This window comes from Lentzea flaviverrucosa, from assembly GCF_003350445.1.
Taxonomy (GTDB): domain Bacteria; phylum Actinomycetota; class Actinomycetes; order Mycobacteriales; family Pseudonocardiaceae; genus Lentzea; species Lentzea californiensis.
Genome location: NZ_QQAU01000011.1, coordinates 134,065 through 148,682, shown reverse-complemented (window position 1 = coordinate 148,682; position 14,618 = coordinate 134,065). Strand labels below are relative to the sequence as shown.

The window sequence follows — 14,618 nt, the reverse complement described above, 5'->3', positions numbered from 1 at the left end:
CCGGTCACAGTGGTGGGACTTCGCCTCCTTGCGGGGTATGGACATCGGTGGCTCAGTTCCTCCCGGCGTCGTGCCCAATACAGGGCAGGTAGCCGCCGGTGACGGGATCGCGAACATCGGTCTCGTCGCGATCGCAGCCAGATCGAATGCAGCGCGGGACCACTCCGTGAGGCAGGTACTTCCACACGAACCAGTGGCCGGCTCTGCACGGCCAGCACACCGGGCAGTGCGGCCAGGCCGGTTGCATCACGTCGGGTATTGGAGGTCGGACGGCGAACTTGCAGGCGGCGAATTGGACAGTCCTGCCGTCTCGCGTGACCAGCGTGCGCGGAAACACCCGGTCCACTAGGTGCAGATAGTGCTGGAACCAGCCAGCGGCGATCTTCGAACCGTTGCTGTTCGCTTGTTGATTACCCACGGCTGACAGGACGACCGTCTGCTCAACGTCTTCGGCCGCGGCGATCATGACGCGAGCTCGTTGCACTGGCCTGTGCGACGCCTGCCAGCGGCCGCCCTGTCTTCCGGATCCTCGTAATCCCAACCCAGCGGCATGTCCTCGTGGCTGGTGCACAACGACCCATGCACGCTGTGGTCCCACCTGACAGGGAAAGAGTGCTGGTGCGGCCAGATGCCCTCGTAGTACTGCACGGTCCCGGCCTGACGCACGTCCCCGTTGCGGTTACGGACAAGTACACGTGTGCCGGGGCGGGGACGGCCTTGGGTACCTTCCGCATGGGTGTCCCACCACTGAGTCGGGTGTTCACCCAACTGGCCAGGTTGAGGCCTCTCGCTCATGGCCGCTCCCTTGTGGACGAGTTCGGACACGTTGCCCGTGCAAGCGAGGTGTCACACGGCGTCATCGCAGACGCTAGGTACGCCCAGCGGTGTGAACCGGGAGGATTTCTCTGGGGTCCTCACCTGCGCGGATGCGAGGGTGGACGCCATGCGAGGAATGACCGACGGCATGACGATCGGGGAACGCGTCGCGTTCTACCGGCAGCGGCGGGGCCTGACTCAGGTCGTCCTGGCCGGGCTCGTGGGTCGCACCGAGGACTGGCTGCGAAAGGTTGAGCACAACGTGCTCCCGCTGGACCGACTCTCGGTGCTGCGCCGCCTTGCCTACGCGCTCGACGTCGCCCTCGGCGATCTGATCGGCGAACCGGTACTGATGGCCTGGGCGGACGAGCCCGGTCGGCGGACTGTCCCCGCACTCAGGGTGGCGCTCATGGACCACCGCCAGTTCCTGACCGGGTCGCGGCCAGGAGATCCGATCCGGCTGGACACTCTGGCCCTCAACATCGACGAGCAGTGGAGCGACTACCAGAACTCTCGCTACGCCCGGCTCACCCAGCGCCTGCCACTCCTGATCACCGATGCCCAGGCTGCCTGTCAGCACTACGGCACCACCAGCGACGACGGGCTCCGCGCGCACGCGCTCGCGGCTGCTGCCCACCAGTTGGCCACCGCGTTGCTGACCAAGCTCGGCGAAGCCGATCTCGCGGCGATCTCTGCGAGCCGTGGCCTTGCCGCCGCCAACACCAGCGGCGACATTTTGATGATCGGCTCGCTGTATCGGTCGGTGGCACACGCGCTGTTGTCCATCGGCGAGTTCGAGCAGGCCATCGCACTGACCCGAGCCGCCGCAGACCACCTCGAGCCCGGCCTCGGCAATGCGACCCCGGAGTACCTCTCGGTCTACGGAATGCTGCACCTGGCCGGCGCGGTCGCCTCATCCCGCCGAGATGACCGCGCCGACACCACGGCATTCCTCACCGAGGCCGACCAGGCCGCAAACAGACTCGGCCGAGACGCGAACTACCTGTGGACCGCGTTCGGCCCCACCAACGTCAAGATCCACCGGGTCACCGCCGCGATGGAACTCGGGGACGTTCAAGTCGCGGTCGACCTCGGTCCCCGCGTCGACACCCGCCGTCTTCCGACCGAACGGCGCGTCCGCCACGCCATCGAGACCGCTCGCGCCTACGTCCGGTGGAACCGCGTTGACGAAGCACTCGCTGTGCTCCTTGCCGCTGAGCAGGACGCACCTGAACAAGTCCGGTACCACCGGCTGTCCCGCATCCTCGTCCGCGAGATGATCAGACTGCCCCGTCCCGCCACCCGCGCCGTAGAACTGGCTTACCGGATGGGTGTTCGCGGCACCGACCCTCGTCAGCCGTAAGGTGCCTCGACATGGCGACCACCATGCTTCCCCCAGACTTGCGCGCGGATGTCGAGACCTTGTGGGGCTACCACGACATGGGTCATGAACCTCGACGCTGCGACGTTGGCATCGGACTGGGCAGTCACGACCTCGGTGTCGCCACTCATACCGCCGAGCTTTATCACCAGGGCATGTTTCCGCGCATTGTGTTCACCGGCGCCAATGCACCCACCACGATCGAACGATTCCCTCGCGGTGAAGCCGTTCATTACCGCGAACACGCCATCAGCCTTGGCGTACCCGCCGAGGTGATCAGCATCGAGACCCAGGCCACCAACACCAGCCAGAACCTCACCAACAGTCGACAGATCCTTGCCGAGGCGGGAGTCCGACCCGAGTCGGTCATGCTGATCTCCCGGCCCTACCAGCAGCGACGAGCCTATGCGACCTGCCGCAAAGTGTGGCCTGAGATCAACGTCGTGTGCTCGTCCCAACCGCTACCGCTCGACGAGTACGTCGCCGGTATCGGCGACGTCGACCGCGTGATCAACATGTTGGTCGGCGACACCCAGCGCATCACCGAGTACGCCCGACGAGGATTCGCCATCGAGCAGGACATGCCCGACAACGTGGACGACGCGTTCCAGAGGCTCGTTGCGGCCGGCTACACCAGTCGGCTGATCTAACTGCCGCTGACGCGCAACCGCCACTTCGACACTCGATCACCGCGCCCGACCGCGATCCGAGCCTCGCGGTTGTTCATGTCCTCCGATCGTGGGGCGACCTGCCCTGGGCTGCTGGTTCAGGCGCCTGCCCAGGGCAGGCCTCTCGGATGAAGGCATCTGCGAGGACCCGAGTTGCGCTGTGGAGGAACGCTGCACCTGGACAATGCTGTGCGAGTTCAAGAAACTGGCAGCCTGACGCGCCTCAGCAGCTTGCCGCAGCTGTCCTGCCTGCTCGCGCCATGCCGCGATCTCGGCTACAAGTGCAACAAGAGCGAGCACGAGGGCTACCGCTCCCGGGCCAGTTCGAGCGCGCCTGGACAACACACCTGCCTTGAGCAGTGAGCGCGCCGCTCGGCGCAACTCGACGGCAACGTCCTGCCAACGCACGGGCTGAACGCGATGCGGCGCTACAGCGACCCACTCATAGGCTTCCACCGCATCACTCAACGGTCCCGATACTGGCCCGTCGATTGCCTTCGACACCGCGATGACCATGTCGGCCGCCGCATGAGCGATGTCGTCGCCGACACTCCCAGCCGACGTGTCTTCGGCGTCAACGAGCGCCTTCATGTGGCGGTGGGCGCTGTGCGTCGCCTCCGCAGCCATGTCCAGTACATGAGCGTTGCGCGACAAACCTGTCGTGTCGTTCAAATCGGCCGGCCCGCGGGTGCTGGCCCATCTGTGCATCAACTTCGGCGCGGACAGATCGTGGGCGAGTCGGCTGCCGCCGAACCAGACTCGGCCGTCTTCCGAGCTCGCGCTCAAGTCCGCGAACAACGCCACGCGGTAGCCGGTCAACCGGTTCTCCGAATCCCAGCGTGCGTGCACAGACACCAGCGGCTCGCGCTCAAGCAGCGCGATGAACTCCGCCGCGGTGGAAGCTTCAGCCGCTACACCACGGACCACCAGGCGCAGAAAGTCACGGCTAGGTCGAGGCTGTGGCCCGCGGGCTGCCTTCTCGACCTCGGCGCGTGATGGACGCACTGCCGCTGTTTTGTTCACCGGCGAGGTTGGGGTAAGGCCAAGACGCTGTTCGACGTCCAAACACCACTGTCGCCAACGAGGCCAGTCTCGGTAGGTGTCGGCAACGGTGCCGTCGCCTCGGACCAGGTTCACCGCGAGGTGGATGTGGTCGTTACCGTCCTTGCTCAGGCCGTGGTGCACTGCGACCCATCGGCAGCTGGCCCGGCCCTCACCGTCGGGGCTAAACCCCAGTCGGGCGACAGCGTCCTCCGCGATTTCACGCCAGCGGCCGTCGCCGAGTTCTCCGTCTTGGCGCGGGATCGACAACGCGACGTGGTAGACGTGCCCACCAGGCAGCATCACGCCGTGTCCCGTCATCGGCGCATCGATCTCACGGGCCAAGCGAGCCATCCAGCCTCGGCGTCGAGCCGCAAAGATCCCGCCAGAGAGCCATTCGGGATCCCACGACGTCACGAGGTGCGGGTTGGTGTGCTCGTTCTGCTTCCCCGGACCGAAGAGGTACCGCAGGAGTCCGTACGTGTCTGCTCCGTACTTGCCTTTCGCCGGCGCCTTGGCGATCACGTCTTCGGATCCCGTGACGAGTCGGCAGGGTCGATTGCAGCGAGGATCGTTCGGAGCTCTTCCAAGGTCGCGGTGAAGTAGGCCAGCGCTGCTGGAAGCCCGCCTGGTACTTGCCCCGTGCTGTTGGTCCGTGCGGCCATCTGGTTGAGGTTGGTACCGATCCGGATGAGCCTTGTCTCGACGGTGTCGAGTCGTTCCGCCCACCAACGTTGTTCGCGCAAACTCCAACCGTCAGCTGACTCACGCAGTGCCGATTCGACCAGGTACCGCGGAATCGACAACCTTGCGAGCGCGGCCTGGATCACGAGACGGCTGTAGGTCGTCATGGTGGCGCGGACGTGGATGCTGACAGGTGAGCCACCCTGTACCCGCCGCTGCCGCCGCTTCTTGTTGTGCGTCATCAGTTCCCCCGAGATGATGCGCGGCGTGTCCCCAGCACGCCGCTGGTGCTGCCACGACTTCTTGTCATGGCAAGGGATCCGGTTACCGGATTTCTAACTTGCTGACCGCGGCTGGTTGCAGTGTTCGGCCTCCGAAGCGCGCACCAAGGGATCGAAGGGAGCGGCACTCTCGGCACCGCTCCGTTCGCGCTCTTCCGCACCCCCTTCTAGCCTGATCCGCCACACCCAACCGCCACCGAAGGTGGCTTTCTGCGAGCGAACCTTGGCCTTCGACTTCGCACGTTTCAGCGTGTCCTTGGAGAAACCGGCCTGGTCCCCGTTGGACAACACGTCGGCAACTGCGGCCTCGCCTCCGCAGTCGACGAGGTACTCGGTGAGCCACGCGGCGGCGTCCGCACGGTCGTCACCGTCGTCGTGTGCGGGATGTTGGAGAAGGTCGGCGACCGATGTCGCCGACTCTCCCAACCAGTGAATCCTGCCGACGGTGGCCTCGCCTCCGTCGTCAGCGGAGACCGAAACCGCCTCGGTGCCGTATGCAAGCGACGGGACAGTTGGGACCGACACGATGTTGGATTTGATGACCGAGAGGACGAAGTTGTCCTCGTCCGCTCCGCACGCCAACACGTGTCGGACAACCTGCGTGTACGCGCCAGCGCCGCCGATGGCGTCGACTGGATCGACGCCTGCCGTTGCCTTCCGGAAGTGTCCGACTCCCAGAATCGCCGCGCCCGTGTGGTGCGCCAGCAGCTTCAGCTTCTCCAGCTGCGGGCGCACTACTGAGTTGTCGTTGAGTTGGCCGGACAAGGACGAGTTGAGCGCATCCAGCACGAGCAAGACCGGCTGCCATGCCGCGATCGCTTCACGTGCTGCGTCCAGGTCGAGGTTGACGATCAGCGGTGTCCCGTCGACCGATTCGCCGTAGACGACGTCGACTAGGTGTAGGTAGTCCGGATCTCCGCCGGCTGCGACGAAGCGGGCCTTCAGAGTGGACGGTGAGTCCTCAGTGGTCGAGTAGAGGACATGGTGCGACTGGCCTTTGAAGGCGCCGTCCAGCTGTCCCGTGGTCAGTTTGGCGGCGAGGTCCACGACAACGGTGCTCTTCCCGAGCCCTGGTTTGCCGACCAACAAGGACACCTCGCCAACAGGCAGGTAGTCGTTCCACACGTACCGCGTCTGCACGATCTCGACGTCGCGAATCGCTCGCACCCGCAAGCGCCGGCTCGGCGGTTCATCTGTCATGACCGGTCCCCCGAACGTGGCCATCGCGTCAGTCCGTTGCCGACAGCTTGCGGATGATCGACTCGGTGTATGCGACGTAACGGCTCCCGAACCTGTCCACTCGTGCGGGGAACTCTCCGCGCGCAACAAGTTCGTAGGAGTAGCTGCGACTCAGGCCGAATGCCTCTCCAGCTGTCGGCACATCGACGGTCGGCGGCCACTCTGCTTTGATTTCCGCCAAGGTCGGGCGCTTCTTGTGCTGTCGCCTAGTCATCGCGCTCCCCCAGCCGCTCGCGCTCGACCAGACGAACCAGGAGGCTGTGGTACGCAAAGATGTTGCGTCCACGAGGCAACCGATCACCTGTTTCCCAGCGGTGCACAGTGGACGCCGTGACCTCACAGTCCTGGGCGACCAGCGCCTGACTGAGACCGGCAACGACGCGTAGCTGACGCGCCCTCCCGGTCCTGATCCATTCACGAAGCTCTGCGGATCGCTCCGCCAGAGCCATTCCCCCGATAGCCATGCCATGCACGATAGACTCAAAGACATTGACTATGCCACCACGATGGCATAGCTTGTAGTCGTCCGGTTACCGACGATGAGGGAGGTCGTATCGTTCTGCCGTGCCTCGCCTGCCGAAGAACTTCCAGATCGCCTGGGTCACCATCGACGAACTGGCTCCCCGCGGCTATCTGTCCACAGGGTCGAACACCGCGATACCGAACCGCTTCGAGGCCAAATTCCAGCTGGAGAATCCACCGGCGGCGGTGGTCCTTGAAGTGTTCGTCGGGGCTGACCTTCGCCCCGTTGCGATCTCGGTGAAGGTCCAGGCGAACACCAAGACTCCGGTCACGACGTCAGTGATGAGGCAGATCCTCATCGACCAACTCGTGCAGAGGGCCGTGGAGGAAGCCACGGTGCCGGCCTCTACGCGGGAGCAGTGGCTCGCCACGCTTCCGCCTGGCGCCGTGCAACCGACGGACCGCAGTGAGGCCGCACCGAGTGCAGATCAACGCGCTCGCACCCAAGCAGATGACGATGCCCGGCGCGCCGCATTGATCTACGCGGAGGCCGTGTCCAGGGGCAACAGGGCGCCTGCCGTAGCGGTCGCCAACGTCATGAACCGTTCACGCACGCAGGTCGCTCGGTACATCCGCCGAGCTCGCGAGCTAGGAATTCTTCCCCCTCTGGGCGAGACCGAGGGGGACTGATCGCCAAGGGGAAACATGGGGGATCCGATCAAGAAGATCGAGCTGAAAGACGGGACCACCAGGTACCGGTTCGTGATCGACGTCGGGCGTGATCCCGACGGCAAGCGCAAGCAGCTGACCAAGACCTATGACACCCGGAAGGAAGCGCGCGCCGAGTACGCGAAGATCAAGCACCAGACCGACGAGGGAACGTTTGTCGGGCCGGACAAGATGACCGTCACGGAGTGGCTCGACATCTGGCTGACGTCGGCGACGATCGATGTCGAGAAGGCCACGGCGTCGAACTACGCCGACGCGCTTCTGCCAGTGCGGGAACGACTTGGCCATCGGCGCCTTCAACAACTCAGCGAAGAAGACGTGGACGGCCTGGTGAGCTGGATGCTCACTTCCGGTCGCAAGCGTGGCGGCAAAGTCGGCAGTGGACTCGGCGTCCGGTCGGTCCAGCTGACTCTCGGCCGCTTCAGGGCCGCGCTGAACATCGCGGTGCGACGGAAGTTGGTCGTGCGCAACGTCGCCCAGTACACCCAGATTCCCCGCGAGGCACGCCGGAAGGCAGAAGCGGCTACAGCTGAGCGAGTGCCCTGGAGTGAGACGGAGGTGAGACAGTTCCTCGCCGCGATCCGGGACCACAGACTGCACGCCCCGGTCCTGCTTTCGCTGATCGGGATGCGCCCGGCTGAAGTGTGCGGACTCCGCTGGTCAGCCGTTGATCTCGAAGCCGAGACGTTGTCCGTGGAGCTCACCAGGACGCTCGTCGACGGCGAAGTCGAGGAGAAAGGGCCGAAGTCCGAGAAGGGCAAGCGCAGGTTGCCACTACCCAAGCCGCTGCACGCCGCTTTGAAGGCCATCAAAGCCCGCCAGGCGCGCGAGGCGATGAAGGCAGGCGACGCCTACGACCGCTCAGGGTTCGTACTCGTCGACGAGCTGGGTGCGGCGTGGAAGACGGACAAGTTCAGACGGGCGATCTACAAGCTGATGGCTCAGGCGAAGGTCCGGAAGGTCCGGCCTTACGACGCCCGGCACGCCTGCCTGACCTATCTGGCCACCTCCGGCGTCCCGGACGTCATTGTCAGCGCTTGGGCGGGACACGCTGACCTGAGCTTCACCAAGCGGGTCTACATCCACCCCAACGCCGAGCACCTGAAAGAAGCCGCGAACCAACTGGATGAGTTGCTCGGCTGAGAAGCAGTACAAGCGTTCGTGAGAAATTGTGAGATGACGGCCCTAAAAACGCAGTCAGGGCCTTGTCTCACCGTAGTGATCCAAGGCCCTGACCTGGGCTTTCGCCATACTTCGACCGTCGGGACGACAGGATTTGAACCTGCGACCCCTTGACCCCCAGTCAAGTGCGCTACCAAACTGCGCCACGTCCCGGCCACACTTCCGGTTCCCCGGCGTGCATGAGAAATCCTACAACACTGCGGACAGAGATCAAAAACGACCCCCGAAACAGGCCCCGAGCTGCGGAAATACGGCGGGGACCCGAAGTTCGGGTCCCCGCGTCCCTCGGTCCGACCGATCCCCCGATCCTCGACCGACACCTGAACTATGCGGTGGCAGCGTCTCGGGCGCCACCTCCGAAAGTTGAGTCTTGTCCGTCAACCTTCGACTTACCGGGCGGTAGGACTGCGCTGACGCTGAAGCCGCCGTCTGCTCGGTATGAGGTGGTGAGGGTGCCGCCTGCCAGGCGTACTCGTTCTGAGAGGCCGTGCAGGCCCGCGCCTCCTCCGTCTGCCAGGGACGGTAGGTCGCCTGGGCCGTTCACGACTGCTACTCGGACTGGGGAGGCTCGGTCCACCGTCACTGTCACCGTGGCGCCTGGGGCGTGTTTCGTCACGTTGGTGAGGGACTCTTGGACTACTCGGAAGAGGGCTCTGGAGACTGCTGGGGAGAGAGGGGTGTCGCCTGTTTCCGTCAGCGTGACGGAGACGCCTGCGACTCGGGCTCGGTCCACCAGTTCTTGCAGGGACGGGTAGGTCGTGTCGGAGTTCAGGAGGCCCAGGGCTGCTCGCATCTCGGACAGCGATTCCTTTGCCAGCGCTCGTAGGCGTAGTGCTGTCTCGCGGACTGCTGGGTCTGGTGCGGTGGCGGCGAGGGCTGCGGACTCCACTGCGATGAGGGTGGCGTGGTGGCCTACTGCGTCGTGGATCTCGCGGGCTATTCGGGCTCGTTCCGCGGCTCGGGCCGAGGTTTCCTGGGCCTCTAGTTCCGCTGCTCTTGCTCTGCGGGTTTCGTACAGGGACTGGGTCAGTTCCTTGCGGGTGGTCAAGAGGGCGCCCAGTGCTGTGGGGGCTGCTGCCAGGCCGAAGGCGAAAGCGGTGGCCAGGAGCAGGGGGCCGAGCGGGATTGTCTCCGTCAGCAGGACCGGGGCTATCGAGGCGACTGTCATCAGCAGTACCCAGAAGACCTGGACCGGGATCGACTTCTCCTTGCTGCCCAAGCGGTACTGGGCCACCAGGGCGGGGGCCCAGCCCAGGCCGCCGGCTACCGCGGGGACGCACAGGAGGGACGCCAGCCACGGCCAGCGCAGGCGGAGGGACAGGAGCAGGGAGGCGGCTATCGCTGTCCAGAGGGACCAGGGGAACGGGCGGTCCTGGGTTAGGAGGACGACGCCTGTGGTGATGCCTACGGTAAGGATTTCGCGCAGGGCCGGTTTCACCACACACCGACCTGGTGCGCGACCAGAGCCGCCTGCACCCGGTTTTCCACGCCCAGCTTGGTGAGGACGGTGGAGACGTAGCTCTTCACCGTCGCTTCGGAGAGGCAGAGTTGCTCGGCGATGGAGTGGTTCGAGCGGCCGGCCGCCACCAGTTCCAGGACCTGGCGTTCGCGGGCCGACAACGAGTCCAGTTGCCGGTTCGCGCGGAAGCCTCGCAGGCGTGGGAGCAGGCGGGCGGTGATGCGCGGGTCCAGGACTGCTCCGCCTGCTGCGAGGTCTACTACGGCGCGTACTAGGGCTTCTGGTTCGGCGTCCTTGAGCAGGAAGCCCTGGGCGCCTAGGTCCAGGGCTGTTGCCACGTAGTCGTCCAGGTCGAACGTGGTGAGCACCGCGATCGCGGGCGGGGTGGCCCAGGTTCGCAGGCGGCGGACCGCCTCCAGGCCGTCGACGCCTGGCATCTGGACGTCCACCAGCACCACGTCCGGCAGGTGGGCGAGGACTTGCTCGACCAGTTCGGCGCCGTCGGCTGCTTCGCCGACGACCTCCACTCGTCCGTCTGCTTCGAGCAGGACTTTGAGGCCCCGCCGCAGCAGGGCCTCGTCGTCGGCTAGCACCACGCGTACGGCCACCAACCCAACCAACCGCACCCCATGGCAAAGGGCAACCAGATCGGCCGGGTCGTCACCCGGAGAAACTACTTCTTGGAGGCGCCGGCCTTCTTCTTCTCGCGCACGCGCACGGAGATGCGGACCGGGCTGCCCTCGAAGCCGAACTCCTCGCGCAGCCTGCGCTCGATGAACCGGCGGTACGAAGCCTCGAGGAAGCCCGTCGTGAACAGCACGAACGTTGGCGGGCGGGTCGAGGCCTGCGTCGCGAACAGGACCTTGGGCTGCTTGCCGCTGCGCACGGGCGGCGGGGTCGCGGAGATCAGTTCGGTCAGCCACTGGTTCAGGCGGCCGGTCGGAACGCGGGTGTCCCACGAGTTCAGGGCGGTGCGCAGGGCGGGGGCGAGCTTGTGCACGGCGCGGCCGGTCAGGGCCGAGATGTTGACCTTGTCCGCCCACGGCACGCGCACCAGGCCGCGCTCGAGTTCGCGCACCATCTCGTTGCGGCGGTCCTCGTCGACCAGGTCCCACTTGTTGAACGCCAGCACGCACGCGCGGCCGGACTCGACCACCATCGTCAGCACCCGGAGATCCTGCTCGGCCAACGGCTCGTGCGCGTCCAGCAGCACGACCGCGACCTCGGCGGTCTCGATCGCGGACTTGGTGCGCAGCGACGCGTAGTATTCGGCGCCGCCGGAGAACTTCACGCGCTTGCGCAGGCCGGCGGTGTCGACGAAACGCCAGATCTCGCCGTCGAGCTCCACCAGCGAGTCGACCGGGTCGACGGTGGTGCCCGCGACGGAGTCGACGACCGAGCGGTCCTCGCCCGTGAGGCGGTTCAGCAGCGACGACTTGCCGACGTTCGGCTTGCCGACCAGCGCCACGCGGCGGGGACCGCCGTGGCGGCCGCCGAAGTCGTCGCGCGGGCTCTCGGGCAGCCTCTCGAGGATCACGTCGAGCAGGTCACCGGAGCCGCGGCCGTGCAGGCCGGACACCGGGAACGGCTCGCCGAGCCCCAGCGACCACAGCGACGCGATGTCGGCCATCAGCCGGTCGTCGTCCACCTTGGACGCGCAGAGGATCACGGGCTTCTTCGACCGGCGCAGGACCTTCGCGACGGCCTCCTCGGTGGACGTGGCGCCCACCGAGCCGTCCACGACCAGCAGGATCACGTCGGCGGTCGCCATCGCGAGCTCGGCCTGCGCGGCCACGGAGGCCTGCAGCCCGACCGCGTCCGGCTCCCAGCCGCCCGTGTCGACCACGGTGAACTTGCGGCCGTTCCACAGCGCGTCGTACGCGACTCGGTCGCGCGTCACGCCCGGTACGTCCTGCACCACGGCCTCTCGCCGGCCGATGATGCGGTTGACCAGTGTGGACTTGCCCACGTTCGGCCGTCCCACCACCGCGAGCACCGGCTGTGGCGGCGCGGCTTCCTCACCGCCAGAGCCGTCGAGGTCGTCGAAGGCTGACCAGTCGGCCTCGTCCTCCCAGGTGCCGTCCAGGTCCGTCATCGTCTTCCCTCACTCATACGAAGTCCATCAAGTTCGGCGACCAGTGTCGCCAGGCGATCGCGCACCTGCTCGGTGGCAACGCCGAGGGCCGCCCGGCCCTTCCCCTCGGGAAGGTGGAACGGCTCACCGATCAGCACGTCGACCTCGGGGCGCCAGCCCTTGGCCTGGTAGGTCCCGCGGCAGGCGATCGGCAGCACCATCGCGGCGGAGGTCTTGGCGAGCCACGCGGCGCCGTTCTGCGCGCTCGCCACGGAGCCCTCACCGCGCGTTCCCTCGGGGAAGATCCCGATCACGCCACCGGCTTTGAGCACGGACAACGCGCTGGTCAGCGCAGTGCGGTCGGCCTCTCCCCGTTTGACGGGGATCTGCCCGATCTTGGCCAGGAGGTAGCCGGCGACGCCCTTGAACATCTCCTGCTTGATCAGGAAAGTCACGCGCCGGGGCAGCACCCCGAACAGGATCGGACCGTCGGCCATCGAGCTGTGGTTCGCGACGACGACCACGCCGCCGCTCAAGGGTACGCGGTCGCGGCCGTGCACCCGAATCCGGAACTGCCAGGCGTAGGGGACCCGCCCGATCCAGCGGCCGAGGTCGAACAGCCAGGGCACCGTCCCCTCGGGAACGCTCACCCGGTCACCCTCAGCCCACGGCGGTCCACGAGCTCCAGCAACGCCTGCACGGTGCCCACGAGGTCGAGGTCGGTGTTGTCGAGCTCCACCGCGTCGTCGGCCGCCCTCAACGGCGACACCGCGCGCGACGAGTCGTACTTGTCGCGGCGCTGCACGTCGGCGAGCGCGGCGTCCACAGTGGACTGACGTCCTGCGGCGTTGTCCTGCTTGGTCCTGCGCGCGGCCCGCGCGTCCGCCGACGCCGTCAGGTAGACCTTCAGCGGGGCGTCGGGCGACACGACGGTGCCGATGTCACGGCCCTCGACGACGATGCCGCCGACGTGGTCGACGGCGTCCGCGATGATCGCCCGCTGCTGGGCGACCAGCAGCTCGCGCACGTGTGCGGTCGCGGAGACGGGTGACACCGCCAGCGACACCTCGGGTCCGCGGATCTCGGCCGACACGTCGTCGCCGTCGAGCGTGATGCCCGGCCTGCGCGGGTCCGTGCCGACCACGAGCACCGCGTTGTCGACGACCGCGGCGACCTTGACCTCGTCCGCCGGGTCGACGCCCGCGCGCAGCACCGCCAGCGCGACCGCCCGGTACATCGAGCCGGTGTCGAGGTAGCGCGCGTCCAGCGCCGTCGCGAGCCGCTTCGCCACAGTGGACTTGCCGGTGCCGGCCGGTCCGTCGAGAGCGACCACACCGCGCAACTGACCCTGGCCCACTGCAGCTCCCTCCGAGACACCCACGGCCACATTGTGCCTGGTGCGGACGCTCACACCGCAGGCGGGACAGTCCACGACGGTTCCAGCCCCGCTTGATCGGCACGGCACGGCGGTATCGATCGGTGGAATCGGCAACAGGCGCGAACCCTCCCGGCCGATCTGGTGTGCGCACCACCGAAATTCTTGGAGGACTGAGTGACCACCGCTGAACAGCGCACCGACGTCGAGGCGTTGCTGCGCCGCACGCTCGCCGCGCACAAGTCGATGTTCCTCGCCACGGCCGGTTCGGACGGCTCGTGGGTGGGCGGCGTCTACTTCGCCGAGAACGGGCTGCACACGCTTGAGCTCGTGCTGGAGGAGCGCGGCCGGACGCTCAAGGCGATCAAGGAGAACCCCGAGGTGGCGCTGGTCGTGTCGACCGGGTCGCCCATGGAGCCGTTCCTGCAGGCCCGCGGCACGGCCGTGGTGGTCGACGGGGCCGAGGACGAGGCCGTGCGGCAGCGGCTCGCGGCGAAGGTGCCCGAGGTCGGGCCGTTCCTCGCCACGCCCATCCGCGCGGTGAAGGTGTCCGTGCCGACGTGGCGCGTCACGGACATCGCCAACGGGTGGCTGCCCGGCAAGGACTTCAGCGCCTGAGGTCGCCGAAGCCCCGCTCGTCCGGGCGGGGCTCCGCCAGCTGCTGGAACTCCTCCTCGGAGATCGGCAGCGACCTCCCGCCGGGCGCACCGGCAGTCCACCTCCAGCCGTCCGGCGTCCACAGCTCGTACTCGGGCTCGTACGGGTTCGGCAGTTTCCTGGCCAGGTGCAGGACCTTGCCGAAGTCGTAGACGTCGTCCCCACCGACGATCGCCTGGTAGTCGTGGCTCCGGCCGCGAAACCTCTCCGACCTCGCCGAGAGAACACAGACGTAGCGCGCGCTGCCGAAACCGCGCTCGCCGAGCTCCTCGACCACCCAGTGCGGCTGCAACCGCCCGTCACCGTCGGCGGGACGACGAATCAGCGAGTGCGCTCGGTCGAGAGCCACGAAGTCGTTGAGGCGGTCGAACACCGCGAAGCAGTGGCGACCGTCCGCCGGTCCGGCTCGCCGCCGGGCCGCGAGGAGGACGATGATCGCCGCCAGCTCGCCACGCTCGGACGGCAGCAGCGTAGTAGCGGTACTCGGCCAGATAAGGGCTGGAACACGCGATCCCCTCAGTGATCACTCCATGTCAGCGGGCAGAACCGGCGTCCGGAACGCACACTCGG

17 protein-coding genes and 1 tRNA gene are annotated in these 14,618 nt (G+C 66.8%); 5 read left to right on the top strand and 13 right to left on the bottom strand.

All coding sequences use genetic code 11. The features are described from left to right. Positions 1-52: 52 nt before the first annotated feature. Positions 53-466, bottom strand: a complete 414-nt coding sequence (locus tag DFR72_RS45080) for a hypothetical protein (protein ID WP_143086858.1) — start codon at positions 464-466, stop codon at positions 53-55. 366 nt (positions 467-832) lie between these two features. On the opposite strand from DFR72_RS45080, the gene DFR72_RS30350 reads away from it, so the two are divergent. Both DFR72_RS30350 and DFR72_RS30345 read left to right on the top strand, forming a co-directional pair. Then, positions 833-2,179, top strand: a complete 1,347-nt coding sequence (locus DFR72_RS30350; RefSeq protein ID WP_245983661.1) for a helix-turn-helix domain-containing protein — start codon at positions 833-835, stop codon at positions 2,177-2,179. Positions 2,180-2,190: 11 nt separating this feature from the next. Continuing rightward, a complete protein-coding gene (locus DFR72_RS30345) occupies positions 2,191-2,847 on the top strand; it encodes a YdcF family protein (protein WP_090069420.1) in 657 nt (218 codons plus the stop codon). Between the two features lie 36 nt (positions 2,848-2,883). Here the strand turns inward: DFR72_RS30345 and DFR72_RS30340 are convergent, their stop codons facing one another. From DFR72_RS30340 to DFR72_RS47965, 5 genes are all read right to left on the bottom strand, one after another. Next, entirely contained in the window at positions 2,884-4,431 is a 1,548-nt protein-coding gene (locus DFR72_RS30340; RefSeq protein ID WP_090069417.1) for a relaxase/mobilization nuclease domain-containing protein, read from the bottom strand. Further along, on the bottom strand, positions 4,428-4,832 hold the full coding sequence (locus DFR72_RS30335; protein ID WP_090069415.1) for a MobC domain-containing protein: 405 nt from the start codon (positions 4,830-4,832) through the stop codon (positions 4,428-4,430). Before DFR72_RS30335 ends, DFR72_RS30340 begins: the two co-directional genes overlap by 4 nt. Before the next feature lie 93 nt (positions 4,833-4,925). Next, complete coding sequence (locus tag DFR72_RS30330; RefSeq protein ID WP_170176455.1) at positions 4,926-6,071, bottom strand: AAA family ATPase; 1,146 nt, start codon at positions 6,069-6,071, stop codon at positions 4,926-4,928. A 28-nt stretch (positions 6,072-6,099) separates the two neighbouring features. After that, positions 6,100-6,324, bottom strand: a complete 225-nt coding sequence (locus DFR72_RS30325; RefSeq protein ID WP_090069411.1) for a helix-turn-helix transcriptional regulator — start codon at positions 6,322-6,324, stop codon at positions 6,100-6,102. Beyond that, entirely contained in the window at positions 6,317-6,559 is a 243-nt protein-coding gene (locus tag DFR72_RS47965) for a helix-turn-helix domain-containing protein (RefSeq protein ID WP_369679977.1), read from the bottom strand. Before DFR72_RS47965 ends, DFR72_RS30325 begins: the two co-directional genes overlap by 8 nt. A gap of 115 nt (positions 6,560-6,674) precedes the next feature. On the opposite strand from DFR72_RS47965, the gene DFR72_RS30315 reads away from it, so the two are divergent. After that, the gene (locus tag DFR72_RS30315) at positions 6,675-7,262 is read left to right on the top strand and encodes a hypothetical protein (protein WP_090069408.1); all 588 of its coding nucleotides are present in this window, start codon (positions 6,675-6,677) and stop codon (positions 7,260-7,262) included. A 72-nt stretch (positions 7,263-7,334) separates the two neighbouring features. Continuing rightward, the gene (locus tag DFR72_RS30310) at positions 7,335-8,444 is read left to right on the top strand and encodes a tyrosine-type recombinase/integrase (RefSeq protein ID WP_245983649.1); all 1,110 of its coding nucleotides are present in this window, start codon (positions 7,335-7,337) and stop codon (positions 8,442-8,444) included. 118 nt (positions 8,445-8,562) lie between these two features. Here DFR72_RS30310 and DFR72_RS30305 read toward each other — a convergent pair. From DFR72_RS30305 to cmk, 6 genes are all read right to left on the bottom strand, one after another. Then, a tRNA-Pro gene (locus DFR72_RS30305) sits at positions 8,563-8,636 on the bottom strand. Between the two features lie 172 nt (positions 8,637-8,808). After that, positions 8,809-9,651 carry a sensor histidine kinase gene (locus tag DFR72_RS30300; protein ID WP_245983659.1) on the bottom strand — a complete coding sequence of 281 codons (843 nt, stop codon included), beginning with the start codon at positions 9,649-9,651 and terminating at the stop codon, positions 8,809-8,811. A 266-nt stretch (positions 9,652-9,917) separates the two neighbouring features. After that, positions 9,918-10,550: a response regulator gene (locus DFR72_RS30295; protein WP_170176454.1), complete on the bottom strand. Its 633-nt coding sequence runs from the start codon at positions 10,548-10,550 to the stop codon at positions 9,918-9,920. Positions 10,551-10,615: 65 nt separating this feature from the next. After that, positions 10,616-12,037, bottom strand: a complete 1,422-nt coding sequence (der, locus tag DFR72_RS30290) for a ribosome biogenesis GTPase Der (protein WP_090069403.1) — start codon at positions 12,035-12,037, stop codon at positions 10,616-10,618. Next, positions 12,034-12,666 carry a lysophospholipid acyltransferase family protein gene (locus DFR72_RS30285; RefSeq protein ID WP_090069401.1) on the bottom strand — a complete coding sequence of 211 codons (633 nt, stop codon included), beginning with the start codon at positions 12,664-12,666 and terminating at the stop codon, positions 12,034-12,036. Before DFR72_RS30285 ends, der begins: the two co-directional genes overlap by 4 nt. Further along, entirely contained in the window at positions 12,663-13,349 is a 687-nt protein-coding gene (gene cmk / locus DFR72_RS30280) for a (d)CMP kinase (RefSeq protein WP_090069615.1), read from the bottom strand. The genes DFR72_RS30285 and cmk overlap by 4 nt, the downstream gene beginning before the upstream one ends. Before the next feature lie 219 nt (positions 13,350-13,568). Here cmk and DFR72_RS30275 point away from each other — a divergent pair, with 219 nt between their 5' ends. Next, entirely contained in the window at positions 13,569-14,009 is a 441-nt protein-coding gene (locus DFR72_RS30275) for a pyridoxamine 5'-phosphate oxidase family protein (protein WP_090069399.1), read from the top strand. Here DFR72_RS30275 and DFR72_RS30270 read toward each other — a convergent pair. Further along, the gene (locus DFR72_RS30270) at positions 13,999-14,421 is read right to left on the bottom strand and encodes a hypothetical protein (protein ID WP_090069397.1); all 423 of its coding nucleotides are present in this window, start codon (positions 14,419-14,421) and stop codon (positions 13,999-14,001) included. The genes DFR72_RS30275 and DFR72_RS30270 overlap by 11 nt on opposite strands. Between the last annotated feature and the right edge of the window lie 197 nt (positions 14,422-14,618).

Bases quoted from the DNA above. Each gene is read 5' to 3' on its own strand.
- der (WP_090069403.1), bottom strand. From the start codon at position 12,037: ATGACGGACCTGGACGGCACCTGGGAGGACGAGGCCGACTGGTCAGCC.
- DFR72_RS30325 (WP_090069411.1), bottom strand. From the start codon at position 6,324: ATGACTAGGCGACAGCACAAGAAGCGCCCGACCTTGGCGGAAATCAAA.
- DFR72_RS30330 (WP_170176455.1), bottom strand. From the start codon at position 6,071: ATGACAGATGAACCGCCGAGCCGGCGCTTGCGGGTGCGAGCGATTCGC.
- DFR72_RS30335 (WP_090069415.1), bottom strand. From the start codon at position 4,832: ATGACGCACAACAAGAAGCGGCGGCAGCGGCGGGTACAGGGTGGCTCA.
- DFR72_RS30300 (WP_245983659.1), bottom strand. From the start codon at position 9,651: ATGACAGTCGCCTCGATAGCCCCGGTCCTGCTGACGGAGACAATCCCG.
- DFR72_RS47965 (WP_369679977.1), bottom strand. From the start codon at position 6,559: ATGGCTCTGGCGGAGCGATCCGCAGAGCTTCGTGAATGGATCAGGACC.
- DFR72_RS45080 (WP_143086858.1), bottom strand. From the start codon at position 466: ATGATCGCCGCGGCCGAAGACGTTGAGCAGACGGTCGTCCTGTCAGCC.
- DFR72_RS30345 (WP_090069420.1), top strand. From the start codon at position 2,191: ATGGCGACCACCATGCTTCCCCCAGACTTGCGCGCGGATGTCGAGACC.